We start from the raw sequence: 14,650 nt of genomic DNA on the forward strand, positions 1-14,650 counted from the left end.
GACACCACCGGGTCCACCGAGCCAGTCGCCACCGCACCCCCCGAGCCGACCACCGAGCCAGCCGCCGAGTCGGCCCTCGTGGTCACCCTCACGACCGCCGTCACGTCCGCCACGTGAGGCGCGATCGTCTCGGAGCCGTGGTGCGCCGCGCCGGAACTCGCCGCGCTGGAACTCGCGGTGCCAGGACTCGCCGCGCCGGGGCTCGCCATGCCGGAATCCCCCGCGCCGGAACTCGCCATGCCAGAACTGACCGCGCCAGAACTCGCGGTGCCAGAACTCGCGGTGCTCGCCGCGCCGGGGCTCGCGGTGCTAGAACTCGCCGCGCCGGGGCTCCCCGCGCCAGAACTCACCACACCGGAACTCCACGCGCCAGAAATGGCCGTGTCGGGGCCAGCGCCCTCCGGCGGCGTCACAGCCCCGCTCCGAGCCACATTGCGAGGGCGGCCGAGGTCTCGGTGACCTCGGGGTGGTCTTTGCCGGACAGGTCGGTGAGGGTCCAGGCGACCCGTAGGACGCGGTCGAGGCCGCGGGCGCTGAGGCTGCCGCTGTCGAGGCAGGCGGTCAGCGGCTTCATCGCGGCGGGGGGCGGGCGGAGGTCTCCGTGCAGGGCGCCGGTGGGCAGCTCCGAGTTGGCCCGCCACGGGGTCGCGCTCAGCCGCTTGGCGGCGCGCTCCCTGGCGAGGAGGACCCGCTCGGCGACGACCTCGCTGGGCTCGGCGAACCGGCGGTCCGCGAGAAGCTCGCGGCGGCTCGACCTGGCGACCGTGACCTTCACGTCGATGCGGTCGAGCAGGGGGCCGGACAGCCGGGCCATGTAGCGGCGCCTGGCGGTGGGAGTGCACCGGCAGGCGCTGGCCGGCTCGGACGCCTGTGCGCACGGGCACGGGTTGGCGGCCAGCACGAGCATGAAACGGGCCGGGAAGGTGACGGTGCCGGCCGCCCGGGACACCGTGACCGTGCCCGACTCCAGCGGCTGGCGCAGGGAGTCGAGGACGGTTGTCGCGAACTCCGGCGCCTCGTCCATGAACAGCACTCCCCGGTGGGCCAGTGACACCGCGCCCGGGCGGGGCGCGCTGCTGCCGCCGCCGACGACCGCCGCCACGGTGGCCGTGTGGTGCGGGCTGACGAACGGCGCGCGGGTGAGCAGCGGGCGCCCGGCGGGCAGTGCGCCCGCGATGGAGTGGATGGCGGTCACCTCCAGCGCGTGGTCGAGCGGCAGCGGCGGCAGCAGGGTGGGCAGCCGCTCGGCCAGCATCGTCTTGCCGGTGCCGGGCGGGCCGAGCATCCAGAGGTTGTGGCCGCCGGCGGCGCAGACCTCCAGTGCCTTGCGCGCCATCGGCTGCCCGGCCACGTCACGCAGATCGGGCAGCGGGCCGCCCTCGTCCGGGCCGGCGGGCCGGGCGGGCCCCACGGAACCGGCGGCGCCCTCCGGCACCCCCGAACCGCCCGGTCCCGCGGGGGCGGCAGCCCCCGGCCCGGCGGGCTCGGCACCCCAGGTGGGCGGACGGTCGAGATCGCCGTGCCGCAGCCACTCGACCAGCTCGCGCAGATCGCGCGCCGGGATGACCGTGACGCCGGGCACGAGCGCGGCCTCGGCGGCGTTGGCGGCGGGGACGACCACGCGCCGGGCGCCCGCCTCCACGGCCGCGGCGACCGCGGGCAGGATGCCGCGGACCGGTCGCAGCCGCCCGTCGAGCCCCAGCTCCCCGAGGAAGAACGGCTCGGCGACGCGCTCGATCGGCACGGCCCCGGCCGCCCCCATCAGGCTGACGGCGATCGCGAGATCGAACTGGCTGCCCCGCTTGGGGAGGCTCGCCGGGAAGAGGCTGACCGTGATGCGCGAGTCGGGCCAGCCGTACCTGCTGTTGATGACGGCTGACCTGACCCGGTCGCGGGCTTCGTTGAGCGCGGTGTCGAGCAGGCCGATGAGATGCATGCCGGGCAGGCCGTTGGAGATGTCGGCCTCAACCTCGATGACGTGGCCCGTGACGCCGAGGATGGCGACGCAACGGGTGCGGGCGACGGCCACTCAGACCACTCCCCGCACGTGACGGATCGAGAACCGCCCGCCGAACCGCTCCAGGGCGACCACGTCGAAGCGCACGGCCTCGAACCGCCCGCGCCCGCCCGCCGCCAGCCACCTGCCGGCGAGGACGTGCAGCCGGGCCAGCTTGGCCCGGCTCACCGCCTCCAGCGCGGTGCCGTGCGTGCGGCCGGACCTGGTCTTGACCTCGACCATGACCAGGGCGCGCCCGTCACGGGCCACCACGTCGATCTCGCCCTCACGGCATCGCCAGTTGCGATCGAGGATCTGCATGCCTCGGGCCCGCAGGAACTCCACGGCGACCTGTTCACCGGTCCTGCCCAGCTCGTCTTTCGCAGCCACAGGGACCACCTCCGGCCCCGAGCCTGCCGCGAGGCGGCCCCGCGCCCGCCTACCGAACGCCTTTCTGTGGACGACGGCGGACTACGGCGACCGGCCTGTGCACAAAGGTCAGTTGGAGAACCCCTCCTTGGGCATCTCCAGGTCCGGCTTGGCGAGCTCCTCCACGTTGACGTCCTTGAACGTAACAACCCGGACATTCTTAACAAACCGGGCAGGGCGATACATGTCCCACACCCAGGCGTCCTGCATCTTCACGTCGAAGAAGACATCGCCGTTCTCCGCCGTGCGGACGTCGAGATCCACGGAGTTGGTGAGATAGAACCGTCGCTCCGTCTCCACGACGTAGGCGAACAAACCGACCACGTCGCGGTACTCACGGTAGAGCTGCAGCTCCATCTCGGTCTCGTACTTCTCGAGATCCTCTGCGCTCATCCCGATCCTCCTGTCACACGCCTTCCCCGGCCCGCCCGGTCAGGCGACACCGGCCCCCACTTCATTCTCACCCATCTCGGTACCCAACCCCGCCCTCGCCACCGTGATGAAGGAGAAACGGTGATGAGGGCACGGACCGTGATGGTGGAGCGCCCTGCGATGGCGCGCGGTGATGTATCCCTTGTGCACCGCGAAGCCGTACTCGGGATGGTGCTCGTCGAGCGCCGTCATCATCCGGTCCCGGGTCACCTTGGCCACGATGGACGCGGCGGCGACGCAGGCGGCCACCTGGTCCCCCTTCCACACCGCCAGCGACGGCGCGGGCAGGCCGGGGACGGGAAAGCCGTCGGTCAGCACATATCCGAGATCACAGGACAGCTGGGCGACCGCCCGGCGCATCCCGGTGACGTTGCACTTGTGCAGGCCGCGGGCGTCGATCTCCTGCGGCGGGATGACCACCGTGCCGACGGCCTTGGCGGTGGACAGGATGCGGTCATACAGCGTCTCGCGCATGGCGGGGGTGAGGAGCTTGGAGTCGCGCAGGCCGCCGATCTCCTTGCCGAGCACGACGGCGGCGACGACCAGCGGCCCCGCGCAGGCGCCACGCCCGGCCTCGTCGACTCCCGCGATGGGGGCGAGACCGCGGCGGGTCAGAGCGCGCTCGTAGCCGTAGAGCCCCGAATCCCGCCTGACGACACTCGGCCGCGGGCGAAATACATCAGTCATCAATGGCAGATTACGCGCACAACACCCGCAACGGCTATCGGATCTTGGCGAAAGTCTCCGGCCGGGACAGGACGGCCGCCCGGGAGAACGGCCAGTAGACCGCGAACGCCCGGCCGACCACCTGGTCCTCCGGGACGGTGCCGTTGTCCCTGGAGTCGCTCGACGCGGACCGGTGGTCGCCCATCACCCACAGGTGACCGGGCGGCACCGTCTCCTTGAAGGCGTCTCCGGACGGGTAGTCGCCGGGATAGAGGTAGTCCTTCTCCTCGATCGGCACGCCGTTGACGGTGATCCGGCGCTGGGCGTCGCAGCAGACGACCGTGTCGCCCGCCACGGCGATCACCCGCTTGATGGTGTCCTGGTCGTGCCAGCCGGTGAAGACCACGACGTCGCCGCGCTCGGTGGCGCCGTGGAGCTTGTTGACGATGACCCGGTCACCCACCTCCAGGGTCTTCTCCATCGACTCCGACGGGATCCAGAAGGACCCGATCACGAACGCCTGGAGCAACAGGGCGGCCGCCACGCCGACCACCAGCAGGCCGACCGTCTCCACCGCCTTCCCGCGCCTGGTCGCGGGCTTGTCCTTCTCGTCCTCGGTCGCCGTCATCCCACTACCTTCTGGCCAGCAGCCGGCGGCGGACCAGCATGATGGGCACGGCCCCGGCGAACCCGCCGATCAGCGGCGCCGAGCCGCCCACCGCGCCGGCCGCATTCAGCGCCGACTGGCCGAAGGTGTCCGGGATCGGCAGCGTGGTGGCGCGGGAGAACGGCCAGACGATGACGAAGGCCCGCCCGACCACCTGGTCGATCGGGATGGTGCCGCCGCCGGGATCGCCGGAATGGGCGCGCGAGTCGAGGGAGACCGAGCGGTGGTCGCCCATCACCCACAGCCGCCCCTGCGGCACGGTGATGTCGAAGAACCGCTGGGAGGGCACGTCGCCGGGGTAGAGGTAGCCCTCCTCGTCCAGCGGCACGCCGTTGACCGTCACCCGCCCCTTGGCGTCGCAGCACTTGACCTTGTCGCCGGGGACCCCGATGACCCGCTTGATGTAGTCCTTCTCGCCGGGCACCAGGCCGAGGGCGTTGCCGACCCAGCGGAAGGCGGCGGACACCGGGTTGGACGGCTCGGCGAACTGCACCTCCGGGTCCCAGGAGTCGACGCCGGAGAAGACCACGATGTCCCCGCGTTCGATGTCACGCGTGTGGTAGACGAGCTTGTTCACCAGGACGCGGTCGTTGGTGAGCAGGGTGTTCTCCATCGACTCCGACGGGATGTAGAACGCCTGGATCACGAACGTCTTGATGATCAGCGCCAGCGCGAGCGCCACGACGATCAGGACGGGCAGCTCCCGCCAGAACGAGCCTTTTTTGTCCTTGCCGCCCTTGTCTGGCGTCTTGGTGTCTTCCGCGACCACGTGCACCTCGTCCTCGACAGGGCCGCGCAGCCGCGCCGCACCCCTGGCCCTCGCTAGTCATCCCTGATGAGCCTAGATGATGCTTCCCGCCATGTGACGGCGACCGGGGTGACCTCACCTCCGCGCGTCGCGAATCGGTGGAGAATCACCCCGTACATCCCCGGACACCCCTGTGGCCCGTACTCCTGGAGAGGAGCACGGGCCACCAGGACAGTGCGGTCCTACTTGCTCGCCGGCACCGCGTCGCGCTTCTCGCGGATGCGGGCGGCCTTGCCGCGCAGGTCGCGCATGTAGTAGAGCTTGGCGCGGCGGACGTCGCCGCGGGTGATGAGCTGGATCTTCTCGATCACCGGGCTGTGCACCGGGAAGGTGCGCTCGACGCCGACGCCGTAGCTGACCTTGCGGACGGTGAACGTCTCGCGCGCGCCGCCGCCCTGGCGGCGCAGGACGAAGCCCTTGAAGATCTGGATACGGGACCGGTTGCCTTCCACCACGCGGACGTGGACCTCCAGCGTGTCACCCGGACGGAAGTCGGGGACGTCGCTGCGCAACGAGGCTTTCTCGAGCTCCTGGATCTGCGTGTGCATGACGGCGGTTCCTCTTTTACGCGTGCACGCGGAGGTCCACCCGGCCGCGCGGGGGCGCGGCGCCGGCGGGGACGCGCGTGCAGGACTGATCAGGTCGGAGAGGCCGGATGGAACACACCCGGCCGCAACATGCCGACCGACTGGCAGTCGGCACTAGCAAGCAAGTCTACCAACTGGCAACACACGACAGCGTCACACCTCGAAGCCGAGCTCCGCCAGCAGCTCTCTGTCGCGTTTGTCCAGGTCGGCGGGGTCGAACCCGGCGACCAGCTCGGGCCGGTTGCGCGCCGTACGGCGCAGCGCCTCGTCGCGCCGCCAGCGGGCGATCCGCCCGTGGTGCCCGGACAGCAGGATCTCCGGCACCTCGTGCCCCCGCCACTGCGGCGGCTTCGTGTAGACCGGGCCTTCCAGCAGGTTGCTCATGGCCCCGGGGGCGAAGGAGTCGTCGGCCACCGAGCAGACGTTGCCCAGCACGCCGGGCAGCAGCCGGCCGACCGCCTCCACGATGACCAGCACCGCGACCTCGCCGCCGGCCAGCACGTAGTCGCCGATGCTCACCTCGTCCACCCGCAGCCGCGCGCCGTACTCCGCCATGACCCGCGAGTCGATGCCCTCGTACCGGCCGCAGGCGAAGAGCAGCCAGGGCTCGGCGGCGAGTTCCGTGGCGAGCGCCTGGGTGAAGGGGCGGCCGCTCGGCGTGGGCACGATCAGCCGCGGCTCGCCCGGCGCGGGCGCGGCGGCGCGGACGGCGTCCACGGCCTCTCCCCACGGCTCGGGCTTCATGACCATCCCGGGGCCGCCGCCGTAGGGCGTGTCGTCGACCGTGCGGTGCACGTCGTGGGTCCAGTCGCGGAGCTGGTGCACGCCGATGTCGAGGATGCCGCGTTCGCGCGCCTTGCCGATGAGTGAGACGTCCAGCGGGGCGAAGTACTCGGGGAAGATCGAGATGATGTCGATGCGCATGACGGTCAGACGGCCTCGTCCGGGTCGATGAGGCCGGGGGGCGGGTCGATGACCAGCCGGCCGCCCTCGACGTCCACCTCCGGCACGAGGGCGCGCACGAAGGGCACGTAGACCTCGCCGCCCGTCCGCCGCACGACGAGCAGGTCCTGGCCGTGGTGCAGCACGTCGGTGACCTCGCCGACCGGCTCTCCGGCGACGGTGACCACGGCGAGGCCGATGAGCTGGTGGTCGTAGAACTCGTCCGGGTCGGGGAGCGGCGGCGCGTCGGCGGACTCGACGACCAGCAGGGTGCCGCGCAGCGACTCCGCGGCGTTCCTGTCGCCGACGCCGACGAACCTGACCAGCAGGAATCCCGCGTGGCGGCGCACTCCTTCGATGCGGAGCGGCCCGGCCGAGGCCGGGTCGGTGCGGAGCGACGTGCCCGGGGCGAAACGCGCCTCGGGGTCGTCGGTGCGCACGTCGACGGTGACCTCACCGCGGATGCCGTGCGGGCGGCCGATCCGGCCGACGACAAGCTGCACGGGTGACTACCTCCAAGAAGGCCGGCGCGTCGGGGAAGAGGGGCCGGCTGCGAGGGAACCGCACCGCAAACCGACAGCGGCCCACGACTGCCGTCGCGGGCCGCTTCGTCGCTTGCGTCAGCGGGCTTCGTTCAGATCGAGCAGATCGACCCGGACGAACTTGCCGTCGGCCAGGGCGTTGACGATGGTGCGCAACGCCTTGGCCGTACGGCCGCCGCGGCCGATGACCTTGCCCAGGTCCTCGGGATGAACCCGGACCTCAAGGACGCGCCCGGTGCGAATGCGACGGGCGCGGACCCGAACGTCGTCGGGATGCTCGACGATGCCCTTGACGAGATGCTCAAGGGCCTCTTCAAGCACCTCAGGCCTCGCCTTCCGGCTTCTGCTCGCCGGCCTCGGCCGCCGGGGCCTCGGGCTCGTCGGCCTTGGCGGCCTTCTTGGGCTTGCGGGCCGTGGTGGCGGCGCCGGCGGTGTCACCGCTCAGCGCCTCCTTGGCCGCGGCCTCGTAGATCGCGTGCCGGTCGGCCTTGGGCTCGGCGACCTGCAGCGGCTCGGGGGCGGCCTCGCCCTTGAACTTCTGCCAGTCGCCGGTGAGCTTCAGGAGCTTGAGGACCGGCCCGGTCGGCTGCGCGCCGACGCCCAGCCAGTACTGAGCCCGCTCGGACTTGACCTCGATGCGCGAGGGGTGTTCCTTCGGGTGGTACAGCCCGATCTCCTCGATCGCGCGGCCGTCACGCTTGGTCCGGCTGTCGGCGACGACGATGCGGTACTGCGGGTTGCGGATCATACCGAGCCGCTTGAGCTTGATCTTGACTGCCACGGGTGTGGTCTCTCCTGGACATTCGAGCGTGGATGAACGGCGTCTCATCGAGTGGGGCACGACGGGAAGACCGCCCGAGGGACAGGCGCGACCGGCGGGGGTGAGAGGGCACCCGCATGGCCACGTTGTTCCAACATGTCATTGTGCCAGACGAAAGGGCCCGCGACCGAATCGCGGGCCCTGAGATTGCCGGTCCGGGGGTTATTTCTGACCTGGCAGCCGCAACTTCGACGGGTCGAACCCGGGCGGGAGCTCCAGCCCGGGGGGCAGCTTGCCGCCCAGGCCGCCGAGCCCCGGCGGGAGCTGCGGCGCCTCGGGCACCGCCTCCGCGTCCTTCTTGCCGCCCAGCGCGGCCTTGCGCGGGTCGCCGCTGACCCTGCGGCCCTTCTTGTTCTTCTTCTGGGCCGCCTTGGCGGCCGCCTTGCGGTTGCCGCCGCCGGGCATGCCGGGCAGGCCCATCCCGCCCGCGACCCGCTTCATCATCTTCTGGGCGTCGAAGAAGCGGACGATCAGGTTGTTGACCTCGCCCACCGTGACGCCGGAGCCGCGGGCGATGCGCTCACGGCGGGAACCCTTGATGATCTTCGGGTCGGCGCGCTCGCCGGGCGTCATCGAGCGGATGATGGCGGCGACGCGGTCCAGGTCGCGGTCGTCGATCTGGTTGAGCTGGTCGCGCATCTGCCCCATGCCGGGCATCATGCCCAGCAGGTTCTTGATCGGGCCCATCTTGCGGACCATCATCATCTGCTCGAGGAAGTCTTCGAGCGTGAAGCCCTCGCCGGAGGTGAGCTTGCCCGCCATCTTGGCGGCCTGCTCCTCGTCGAAGGTCTTCTGGGCCTGCTCGATCAGGGTGAGGATGTCACCCATGTCCAGGATCCGGGAGGCCATCCGGTCCGGGTGGAAGGCGTCGAAGTCCTCCAGCTTCTCACCGGTGGACGCGAACATGATCGGCTTGCCGGTGATGTGCCGGACCGAGAGCGCGGCGCCGCCGCGCGCGTCGCCGTCGAGCTTGGTGAGCACGACGCCGTCGAAGCCGACGCCCTCCATGAACGCCTGCGCCGTGGTGACGGCGTCCTGGCCGATCATGGCGTCGACCACGAACAGGACCTCGTCGGGCGAGACCGCGTCGCGGATGTCGGCGGCCTGCTTCATCAGCTCCTGGTCGATGCCGAGGCGGCCGGCGGTGTCGATGACGACGATGTCGTGCTGCTGGCGCCTGGCGTGCTCGATCGAGGTGCGGGCCACCTGGACGGGGTCGCCGACGCCGTTGCCCGGCTCCGGCGCGTAGACCGCGGCGCCGGCGCGCTCGGCCACCACCGACAGCTGCTGCACGGCGTTGGGCCGCTGGAGGTCGGCGGCCACGAGGAGCGGGACGTGGCCCTGCTCGCGCAGCCACCGGGCGAGCTTGCCGGCCAGCGTGGTCTTGCCGGCGCCCTGGAGGCCGGCCAGCATGATCACGGTGGGCGGCGTCTTGGCGTAACGCAGGCGCCTGGTCTCACCGCCCAGGATGTCGATCAGCTCGTCATTGACGATCTTCACGACCTGCTGGGCGGGGTTGAGGGCCTGCGAGACCTCGGCCCCGCGGGACCGCTCCTTGACGTGGGCGACGAACGCCCGCACCACGGGAAGGGCGACGTCGGCCTCGAGCAACGCGATGCGGATCTCGCGGCAGGTCGCGTCGATATCGGCCTCGGACAGCCGTCCCTTGGCTCGGAGGGAGGAGAAGACCGATGTCAGGCGGTCGGAAAGCGTCTCGAACACGTGATTGGCCAGCCTCTGCGCTTCTGGAGGTGCGTCGTCTGCGACTCGACCTCCCAGCCTAACCGGTCGGAGGCGCTCAACGTCCCCCGCCCGGCACCGCCATCCGCATCGTGAGCGCGTGTTCGACCAAGGTGATCAGGGTGGACTTGACCTTGTCGCGGGATCTGGCGTCGGTCTGCACGATGGGGATGTGCGGGGCCAGCGTCATCGCCTCCCTGATCTCCTCCTCCCCGTGGGAGTACTGCCCGTCGAACCCGTTGACCGCCACGACGAAGGGCAGCCGGGCCTCCTCGAAGTAGTCCACCGCGGGGAAGCTGTCGGCGAGCCTGCGCGTGTCGATCAGCACGATCGCGCCGATGGCGCCGCGCACCAGGTCGTCCCACATGAACCAGAACCGGTGCTGACCCGGCGTGCCGAACAGGTAGAGGATCAGGTCCCGGTCCAGCGACACACGGCCGAAGTCCATCGCCACCGTGGTGGTCGTCTTGTGCGGCGTCAGCGCCACGTCGTCGATACCCGCGCTCGCGTCCGTCATCACCGCCTCGGTGGTCAACGGCAAAATCTCCGACACGGCACCGACGAAGGTCGTCTTGCCGACGCCGAAGCCACCAGCCACGACAATCTTCGTCGAGGTGAGCCCGCCGCCCCCATTAGAGCCTGCGAAGTCCACTGAGCACCCTTTCCAGCAGGTTGAGATCCGGCTTGCCCGCGTCCAGTTGCGGCTGGTGCACCTGCACCAGCCCTTCGGCGGCCATGTCGGCCACCAGGATCCTGGTCACGCCCAGCGGCATCCGGAGTATCGCGGAGATCTCGGCGACCGACCGCACCTGCCGGCACATGGCGCTGATCCCCTGGTATTCGGGGGTGCGGTTGGAGAGATCGTGGTGGAGCGAGGTCACCGAGGAGACGAGCGCCTCCATGGCGAGCTGGGTCCGGGGGGCGGTCCGCCCCCCGGTCATGGCGTAGGGCCGGACGAGGGAGGTCTGCTCCCTGTTGCCCGGCGTCGCGTTGTAGGACGCCCCGGCCGCGTAGCGGTGGGGGTCGTCCATCGGATGGTACGGCGCACGGCCGCCTAAACCGTCGCCATCCCCAGTCCATCCGTGGCCTGTCACGGCACCCTCCTCCTAGGTCGTCCTCTTTACCGGGGGTGGGAAGCCTGAAGCTCCGCGCGTACGGCAGGCGTGAGCACCTGTCCGGCCCGCTCCACGAGAAGTGTCATCTGGTACGCCACCAGACCCATGTCGCAATCCGCCGCCGCCAGCACGGCGAGACAGGAGCCGTCACTGATCGACATGATGAGCAGCAGCCCGCGCTGCATCTCCACCACCGTCTGGGTGACGGCTCCGCCCTCGAACACTCGAGAGGCGCCCTGGGTCAGGCTGATCAGGCCCGCCGCCACCGCGGCGAGCTGGTCGGCCCGGTCCTTGGGGAACCCCTCGGAGAAAGCCAACGGAAGCCCGTCGGACGACACGACCACCGTGTGCGCCACACCAGGCACGTTGTGTACGAAATCGGTGATCAGCCAATTGACCCCACGGGCTGCCTGGCTCAGCTCTCTCACGAGTCCTCCTTCATAGGCCCCGTCCGGGTGCCCCTTTCCACGGCCCGCGCGTTCGCGGGCCCTCCTCTGCCGGATTCACCGGCGGAGCATGATCGCCCGCTCACGGAACCTCTCCTTGCGTGTCGAAATTCCGCGTGAAATCGGGATAAGCGCCGTCTTCGACTTCGCCGCGAGCGACGGCGCGGCCCTGCCGTACCCCGTGCTGGAAGCTCGCCAGGCGGCTGCGCACGGCGTCGGGGGAGATCGTGGGGCGGGGCGGCGGTGTGGGTGAGGGCGCCGCGCTCGGCGCGGCGGAGCCCGGGACCAGGTTGGCCTTGGGCACCCGCTTGGGCAGGCCGGCCTGGGTGATGCCGCCCTTGGCGGGCTCGCTCGCCGCGCGCGCCGCCTGCCACCCCTCGTCGCTCGGCGAGGACCAGCGCCTGCTCTCCGGGGCCCTGCTCTCGCGCGTGGGCAGTGGTTCCCGGGCCTGCTCGGCGACGGGCGGGCTCTCCGGGCGCGCGGCGGGCTCGGCCCTGCGGAACCAGTCGGACTCGACCGCCGCGAAGATCGGCAGGTAGTCCTCCTCGGCGTCGGCGACCGAGTTGTGCACCACGGGGAGCGGGCCGGTGGCGTCGGGCTCCCCGCCCATCCCGAACCGCCGGAGCGGCCCGGTCTCCGGCCCGCCGAACGACGCGAGCGGGTCCGCCGGCATCGAGGACATCGAAGGCGGCGCGGAGGGAGGCATCGAAGGCGGCGGAGTGGGTATCGACGGCATCGACGGCGTGGACGTCATCGAGGACATCGGAGAGCCGGGAGGCATCGACGGCATGGAGGGCATCGACCGCATCGACCAGGATCCGGAGTCGCCCACCAGCGAGTTGTCCGTCCAGCCGCCGGGCGGGGCCACGGGGTCGGGCCAGGACATGTCGCCCGAGTTCTCGCCGTAGGGACGACCGTTCCGGTGACCGCCGAAGGAGTCGGCCGGGGGCGCGCCGCCGAACAGCGGGCCGGTCTGCCCCGCGCCGCCGTCGAACATCGACGCGCCCTGCGAGGGCGGGCTGTCGAAGAGCGACGTGCCAGGCCTGCCCGGGGTCTCGTACGGGCTGGGAGCGGCCATGACCGGCTGCCGGCCGAACATCGGGTCACCGAAGGACGGATCGCCGAAGGACGGGTCGAAGGGCGTGCCGTACCCGGGGGGAGCCTGCGTGCGGGGGTCGGGCGCGGAGAGCAGCGTGGTGGGCAGCAGCACCATGGCGGTGAGGCCGCCGCTGTCCTGCTGGCGGAGCTGCACCCGGATGCCGTGCCGCAGGGCCAGGCGGCCGACCACGAACAGGCCCATCCGGCGCGACACCGACACGTCCACCACCGGCGGGTTGGCCAGCCGCCAGTTGGCCCCGGCGAGTTCCTCGGCGGTCATCCCGATGCCGACGTCGCTGACCGACACCATCACGCCGCCGCCGTCGATGCGGTTGCTGCTGACGGTCACCTTGGTCTCGCGCGGGGAGAAGGACAGCGCGTTCTCGACCAGCTCGGCGATCAGGTGGACGACGTCGTTGACCGAGGTGCCGGCGACGGCCGGGCCGGGCGGGCAGCTGACGGCCACCCGCTCGTAGTTCTCGACCTCCGACAGGGAGGCGCGGACCACGTCGATGAGCGGGACCGGCTGGCTCCACCTGCGCGCGGGCTCCTGGCCGGCGAGGACCAGCAGGTTCTCGCTGTTCCTGCGCATGCGGGTGGCGAGGTGGTCCAGGCGGAACAGGTTGCCGAGACGCTCCTCGTCCTGCTCGCCCTGCTCCAGGCTCTCGATGAGCGAGAGCTGGCGTTCGACCAGGGTCTGGCTGCGCCGGGAGAGGTTGACGAACATCGCGTTGACGTTGCTCCGCAGCGTGGCCTCCTGGCCGGCCAGCCGTACGGCTTCGCGGTGCACCTCGTCGAAGGCGCGGGCGACCTCACCGATCTCGTCGTGCGACGACACGCCGATGGGCTCGATCTCGACCGGCGTCATGTCGCCGCTGTCGCGCAGCGACTGGACGGTCTCGGGCAGCCGCTGACCGGCGATCGACAGGGCCTCGGTGCGCAGCCTGCGCAGCGGGCTGACCAGCGAGCGCGCCATGACCAGGGTGATCAGGAGGACGGCGAGCAGCAGGACGGCGACGATGACCGAGATCGTCACGGCGCTCTGCCGTTCCTCGTCGCGGAGCCGGTGGCTGGTCGTGACGATCGAGGACGCGAGCCGCTCCTCCACCTGGCGCATGCGGTCGATGGTGTCGGTCGAGGACTCGAACCAGCGGTCGAGTTGCTGGGGCTGGAGCACGCTCGGGCCGCCGCGGGCGAGCTGCCCACTGGCCGCGACGAGGGCGCGGAGCCGGATCTGCTCGGCGCGGTCGACGAGCTGGCCGCTGACGGTGTCGTCGTAGAACTGGCGCTGCGGGAGCGCGGCCTCGGACTTGAACACGGCGATCTCGCTGTTGCGTTCCGCCCGCGCGGCGACGAAGTCGTCGAAAAGGCCGCTGGTGAAGGCCCTCGCGGGCAGCGCGACGGCCAGCGTCGCCCGCTCGCGCGAGGCGTGCTCCTTCGCCCTGGCGATGGCCCCGAAGGCGGACACGCTGGCGGAGAGGGTGTCGTCGTCGACGCCCTGGCCGACGTCGTCGTGCACGGCGAGCAGGTCGGTGATCAGGTTGGAGTACCGGTCGATCACCGGCGGCGGCAGCAGTTCGGTGTCGGTCACGGCGGCGCGGATGCCCGGCAGCTCGCCCAGCCGGCTGCGGACCCTGGCGATCTCGTCGCGGGCGCGCTGGCCGCCGGTCTCGCCGCTGACGAGTTCCGCGGCGTCGATGCCCGACCGCACGCCGCCGAGGGCGTCGTTCACCGCCCTGCGCTGCGACTCCACGGCCGTGCGGGTCTTCTCGACGCTCCTGCCCTCCGCCACGTAGCGCGCGGAGAGGTCGCGCTCCAGCTCGACCTCGTGCGCCAGGGCGCTGAGGGTGCTGGCGAAGGTCGCCATCTCCCCGGTGCGTTCGTATTCCGCCGCGGTGTCGAGAGAGCTGACGATCTGCACGGTGCCGAAGGCGACACCGGTGAGCGTCGGGACGAGCACGAGCGCCACGAGCCTGGTGCGCACCCGCCAGTTACGCAGAGAGAGGCCCCCACCCCGCCTTTTCTCCCGGGTACCGTCCGCGGCGTCGGACGTCGCGCCCTGCTCGGCGTCGGGCGCGTTGGCCTGTAAGGCCACGGCCAGACCGCGGTTCTCGCGGTCCGCAGGGGTTGATGCTCTCCTCATTTGCTTGCGCAACCTCTCCTCGGACGGTCAGGTGCAGCGGGAAGCACGTCATGTGCGGCGTGGGACGCGTACGCATTCATGGGGCGAGGGTTATTTGAGCACAATCGGTCAAGTTCGGCCAATGCCCCGTAAGCCCCAAATGAGTTTTTATCCCACCGGCCCACCCAAGCCCGGCCCGACGACTCCTTATGCCGTAATGCGTATTATCTGCGGACCGAA

16 protein-coding genes are annotated in these 14,650 nt (G+C 71.0%); all 16 read right to left on the reverse strand.

All coding sequences use genetic code 11. The features are described 5' to 3' along the window. Nucleotides 1-409: 409 nt before the first annotated feature. The 16 genes from QSK26_RS00265 to QSK26_RS00340 all read right to left on the reverse strand — a co-directional run bounded on the left by QSK26_RS00265 (nucleotide 410) and on the right by QSK26_RS00340 (nucleotide 14,431). Complete coding sequence (locus tag QSK26_RS00265) at nucleotides 410-2,029, reverse strand: YifB family Mg chelatase-like AAA ATPase (protein ID WP_285772854.1); 1,620 nt, start codon at nucleotides 2,027-2,029, stop codon at nucleotides 410-412. Then, on the reverse strand, nucleotides 2,030-2,386 hold the full coding sequence (locus tag QSK26_RS00270; RefSeq protein ID WP_285772855.1) for a YraN family protein: 357 nt from the start codon (nucleotides 2,384-2,386) through the stop codon (nucleotides 2,030-2,032). Between the two features lie 108 nt (nucleotides 2,387-2,494). Next, nucleotides 2,495-2,818 (reverse strand): DUF2469 domain-containing protein, encoded by a 324-nt coding sequence (locus QSK26_RS00275; RefSeq protein WP_285772856.1) that lies wholly within the window; start codon nucleotides 2,816-2,818, stop codon nucleotides 2,495-2,497. Between the two features lie 39 nt (nucleotides 2,819-2,857). Next, a complete protein-coding gene (locus QSK26_RS00280; RefSeq protein WP_285772857.1) occupies nucleotides 2,858-3,544 on the reverse strand; it encodes a ribonuclease HII in 687 nt (228 codons plus the stop codon). A gap of 34 nt (nucleotides 3,545-3,578) precedes the next feature. Beyond that, a complete protein-coding gene (gene lepB / locus QSK26_RS00285; RefSeq protein ID WP_285772858.1) occupies nucleotides 3,579-4,151 on the reverse strand; it encodes a signal peptidase I in 573 nt (190 codons plus the stop codon). Between the two features lie 4 nt (nucleotides 4,152-4,155). Next, the gene (gene lepB / locus QSK26_RS00290; RefSeq protein WP_502888650.1) at nucleotides 4,156-4,959 is read right to left on the reverse strand and encodes a signal peptidase I; all 804 of its coding nucleotides are present in this window, start codon (nucleotides 4,957-4,959) and stop codon (nucleotides 4,156-4,158) included. Between the two features lie 221 nt (nucleotides 4,960-5,180). Further along, nucleotides 5,181-5,546 (reverse strand): 50S ribosomal protein L19, encoded by a 366-nt coding sequence (gene rplS, locus QSK26_RS00295; RefSeq protein ID WP_285772860.1) that lies wholly within the window; start codon nucleotides 5,544-5,546, stop codon nucleotides 5,181-5,183. A 192-nt stretch (nucleotides 5,547-5,738) separates the two neighbouring features. Next, nucleotides 5,739-6,509, reverse strand: coding sequence for a tRNA (guanosine(37)-N1)-methyltransferase TrmD (gene trmD / locus QSK26_RS00300; RefSeq protein WP_285772861.1), 771 nt, complete (start codon nucleotides 6,507-6,509; stop codon nucleotides 5,739-5,741). Nucleotides 6,510-6,514: 5 nt separating this feature from the next. Continuing rightward, complete coding sequence (rimM, locus tag QSK26_RS00305) at nucleotides 6,515-7,030, reverse strand: ribosome maturation factor RimM (protein ID WP_285772862.1); 516 nt, start codon at nucleotides 7,028-7,030, stop codon at nucleotides 6,515-6,517. A gap of 117 nt (nucleotides 7,031-7,147) precedes the next feature. Continuing rightward, nucleotides 7,148-7,390, reverse strand: a complete 243-nt coding sequence (locus QSK26_RS00310; protein ID WP_285772863.1) for an RNA-binding protein — start codon at nucleotides 7,388-7,390, stop codon at nucleotides 7,148-7,150. A 1-nt stretch (nucleotide 7,391) separates the two neighbouring features. Continuing rightward, entirely contained in the window at nucleotides 7,392-7,850 is a 459-nt protein-coding gene (rpsP, locus tag QSK26_RS00315) for a 30S ribosomal protein S16 (protein ID WP_285772864.1), read from the reverse strand. Nucleotides 7,851-8,051: 201 nt separating this feature from the next. Beyond that, nucleotides 8,052-9,611: a signal recognition particle protein gene (gene ffh, locus QSK26_RS00320; protein ID WP_285772865.1), complete on the reverse strand. Its 1,560-nt coding sequence runs from the start codon at nucleotides 9,609-9,611 to the stop codon at nucleotides 8,052-8,054. Nucleotides 9,612-9,687: 76 nt separating this feature from the next. Next, complete coding sequence (locus tag QSK26_RS00325; protein ID WP_502888651.1) at nucleotides 9,688-10,227, reverse strand: GTP-binding protein; 540 nt, start codon at nucleotides 10,225-10,227, stop codon at nucleotides 9,688-9,690. A gap of 34 nt (nucleotides 10,228-10,261) precedes the next feature. Beyond that, the gene (locus tag QSK26_RS00330; RefSeq protein WP_285772867.1) at nucleotides 10,262-10,660 is read right to left on the reverse strand and encodes a DUF742 domain-containing protein; all 399 of its coding nucleotides are present in this window, start codon (nucleotides 10,658-10,660) and stop codon (nucleotides 10,262-10,264) included. Between the two features lie 89 nt (nucleotides 10,661-10,749). Continuing rightward, nucleotides 10,750-11,172, reverse strand: a complete 423-nt coding sequence (locus QSK26_RS00335) for a roadblock/LC7 domain-containing protein (RefSeq protein ID WP_185055140.1) — start codon at nucleotides 11,170-11,172, stop codon at nucleotides 10,750-10,752. A 100-nt stretch (nucleotides 11,173-11,272) separates the two neighbouring features. Continuing rightward, complete coding sequence (locus tag QSK26_RS00340; RefSeq protein WP_285772868.1) at nucleotides 11,273-14,431, reverse strand: sensor histidine kinase; 3,159 nt, start codon at nucleotides 14,429-14,431, stop codon at nucleotides 11,273-11,275. Nucleotides 14,432-14,650: the final 219 nt, after the last annotated feature.

Origin of the sequence: Microtetraspora sp. NBRC 13810, from assembly GCF_030268685.1 — a bacterium.
Taxonomy (GTDB): Bacteria; Actinomycetota; Actinomycetes; order Streptosporangiales; family Streptosporangiaceae; genus BSRQ01.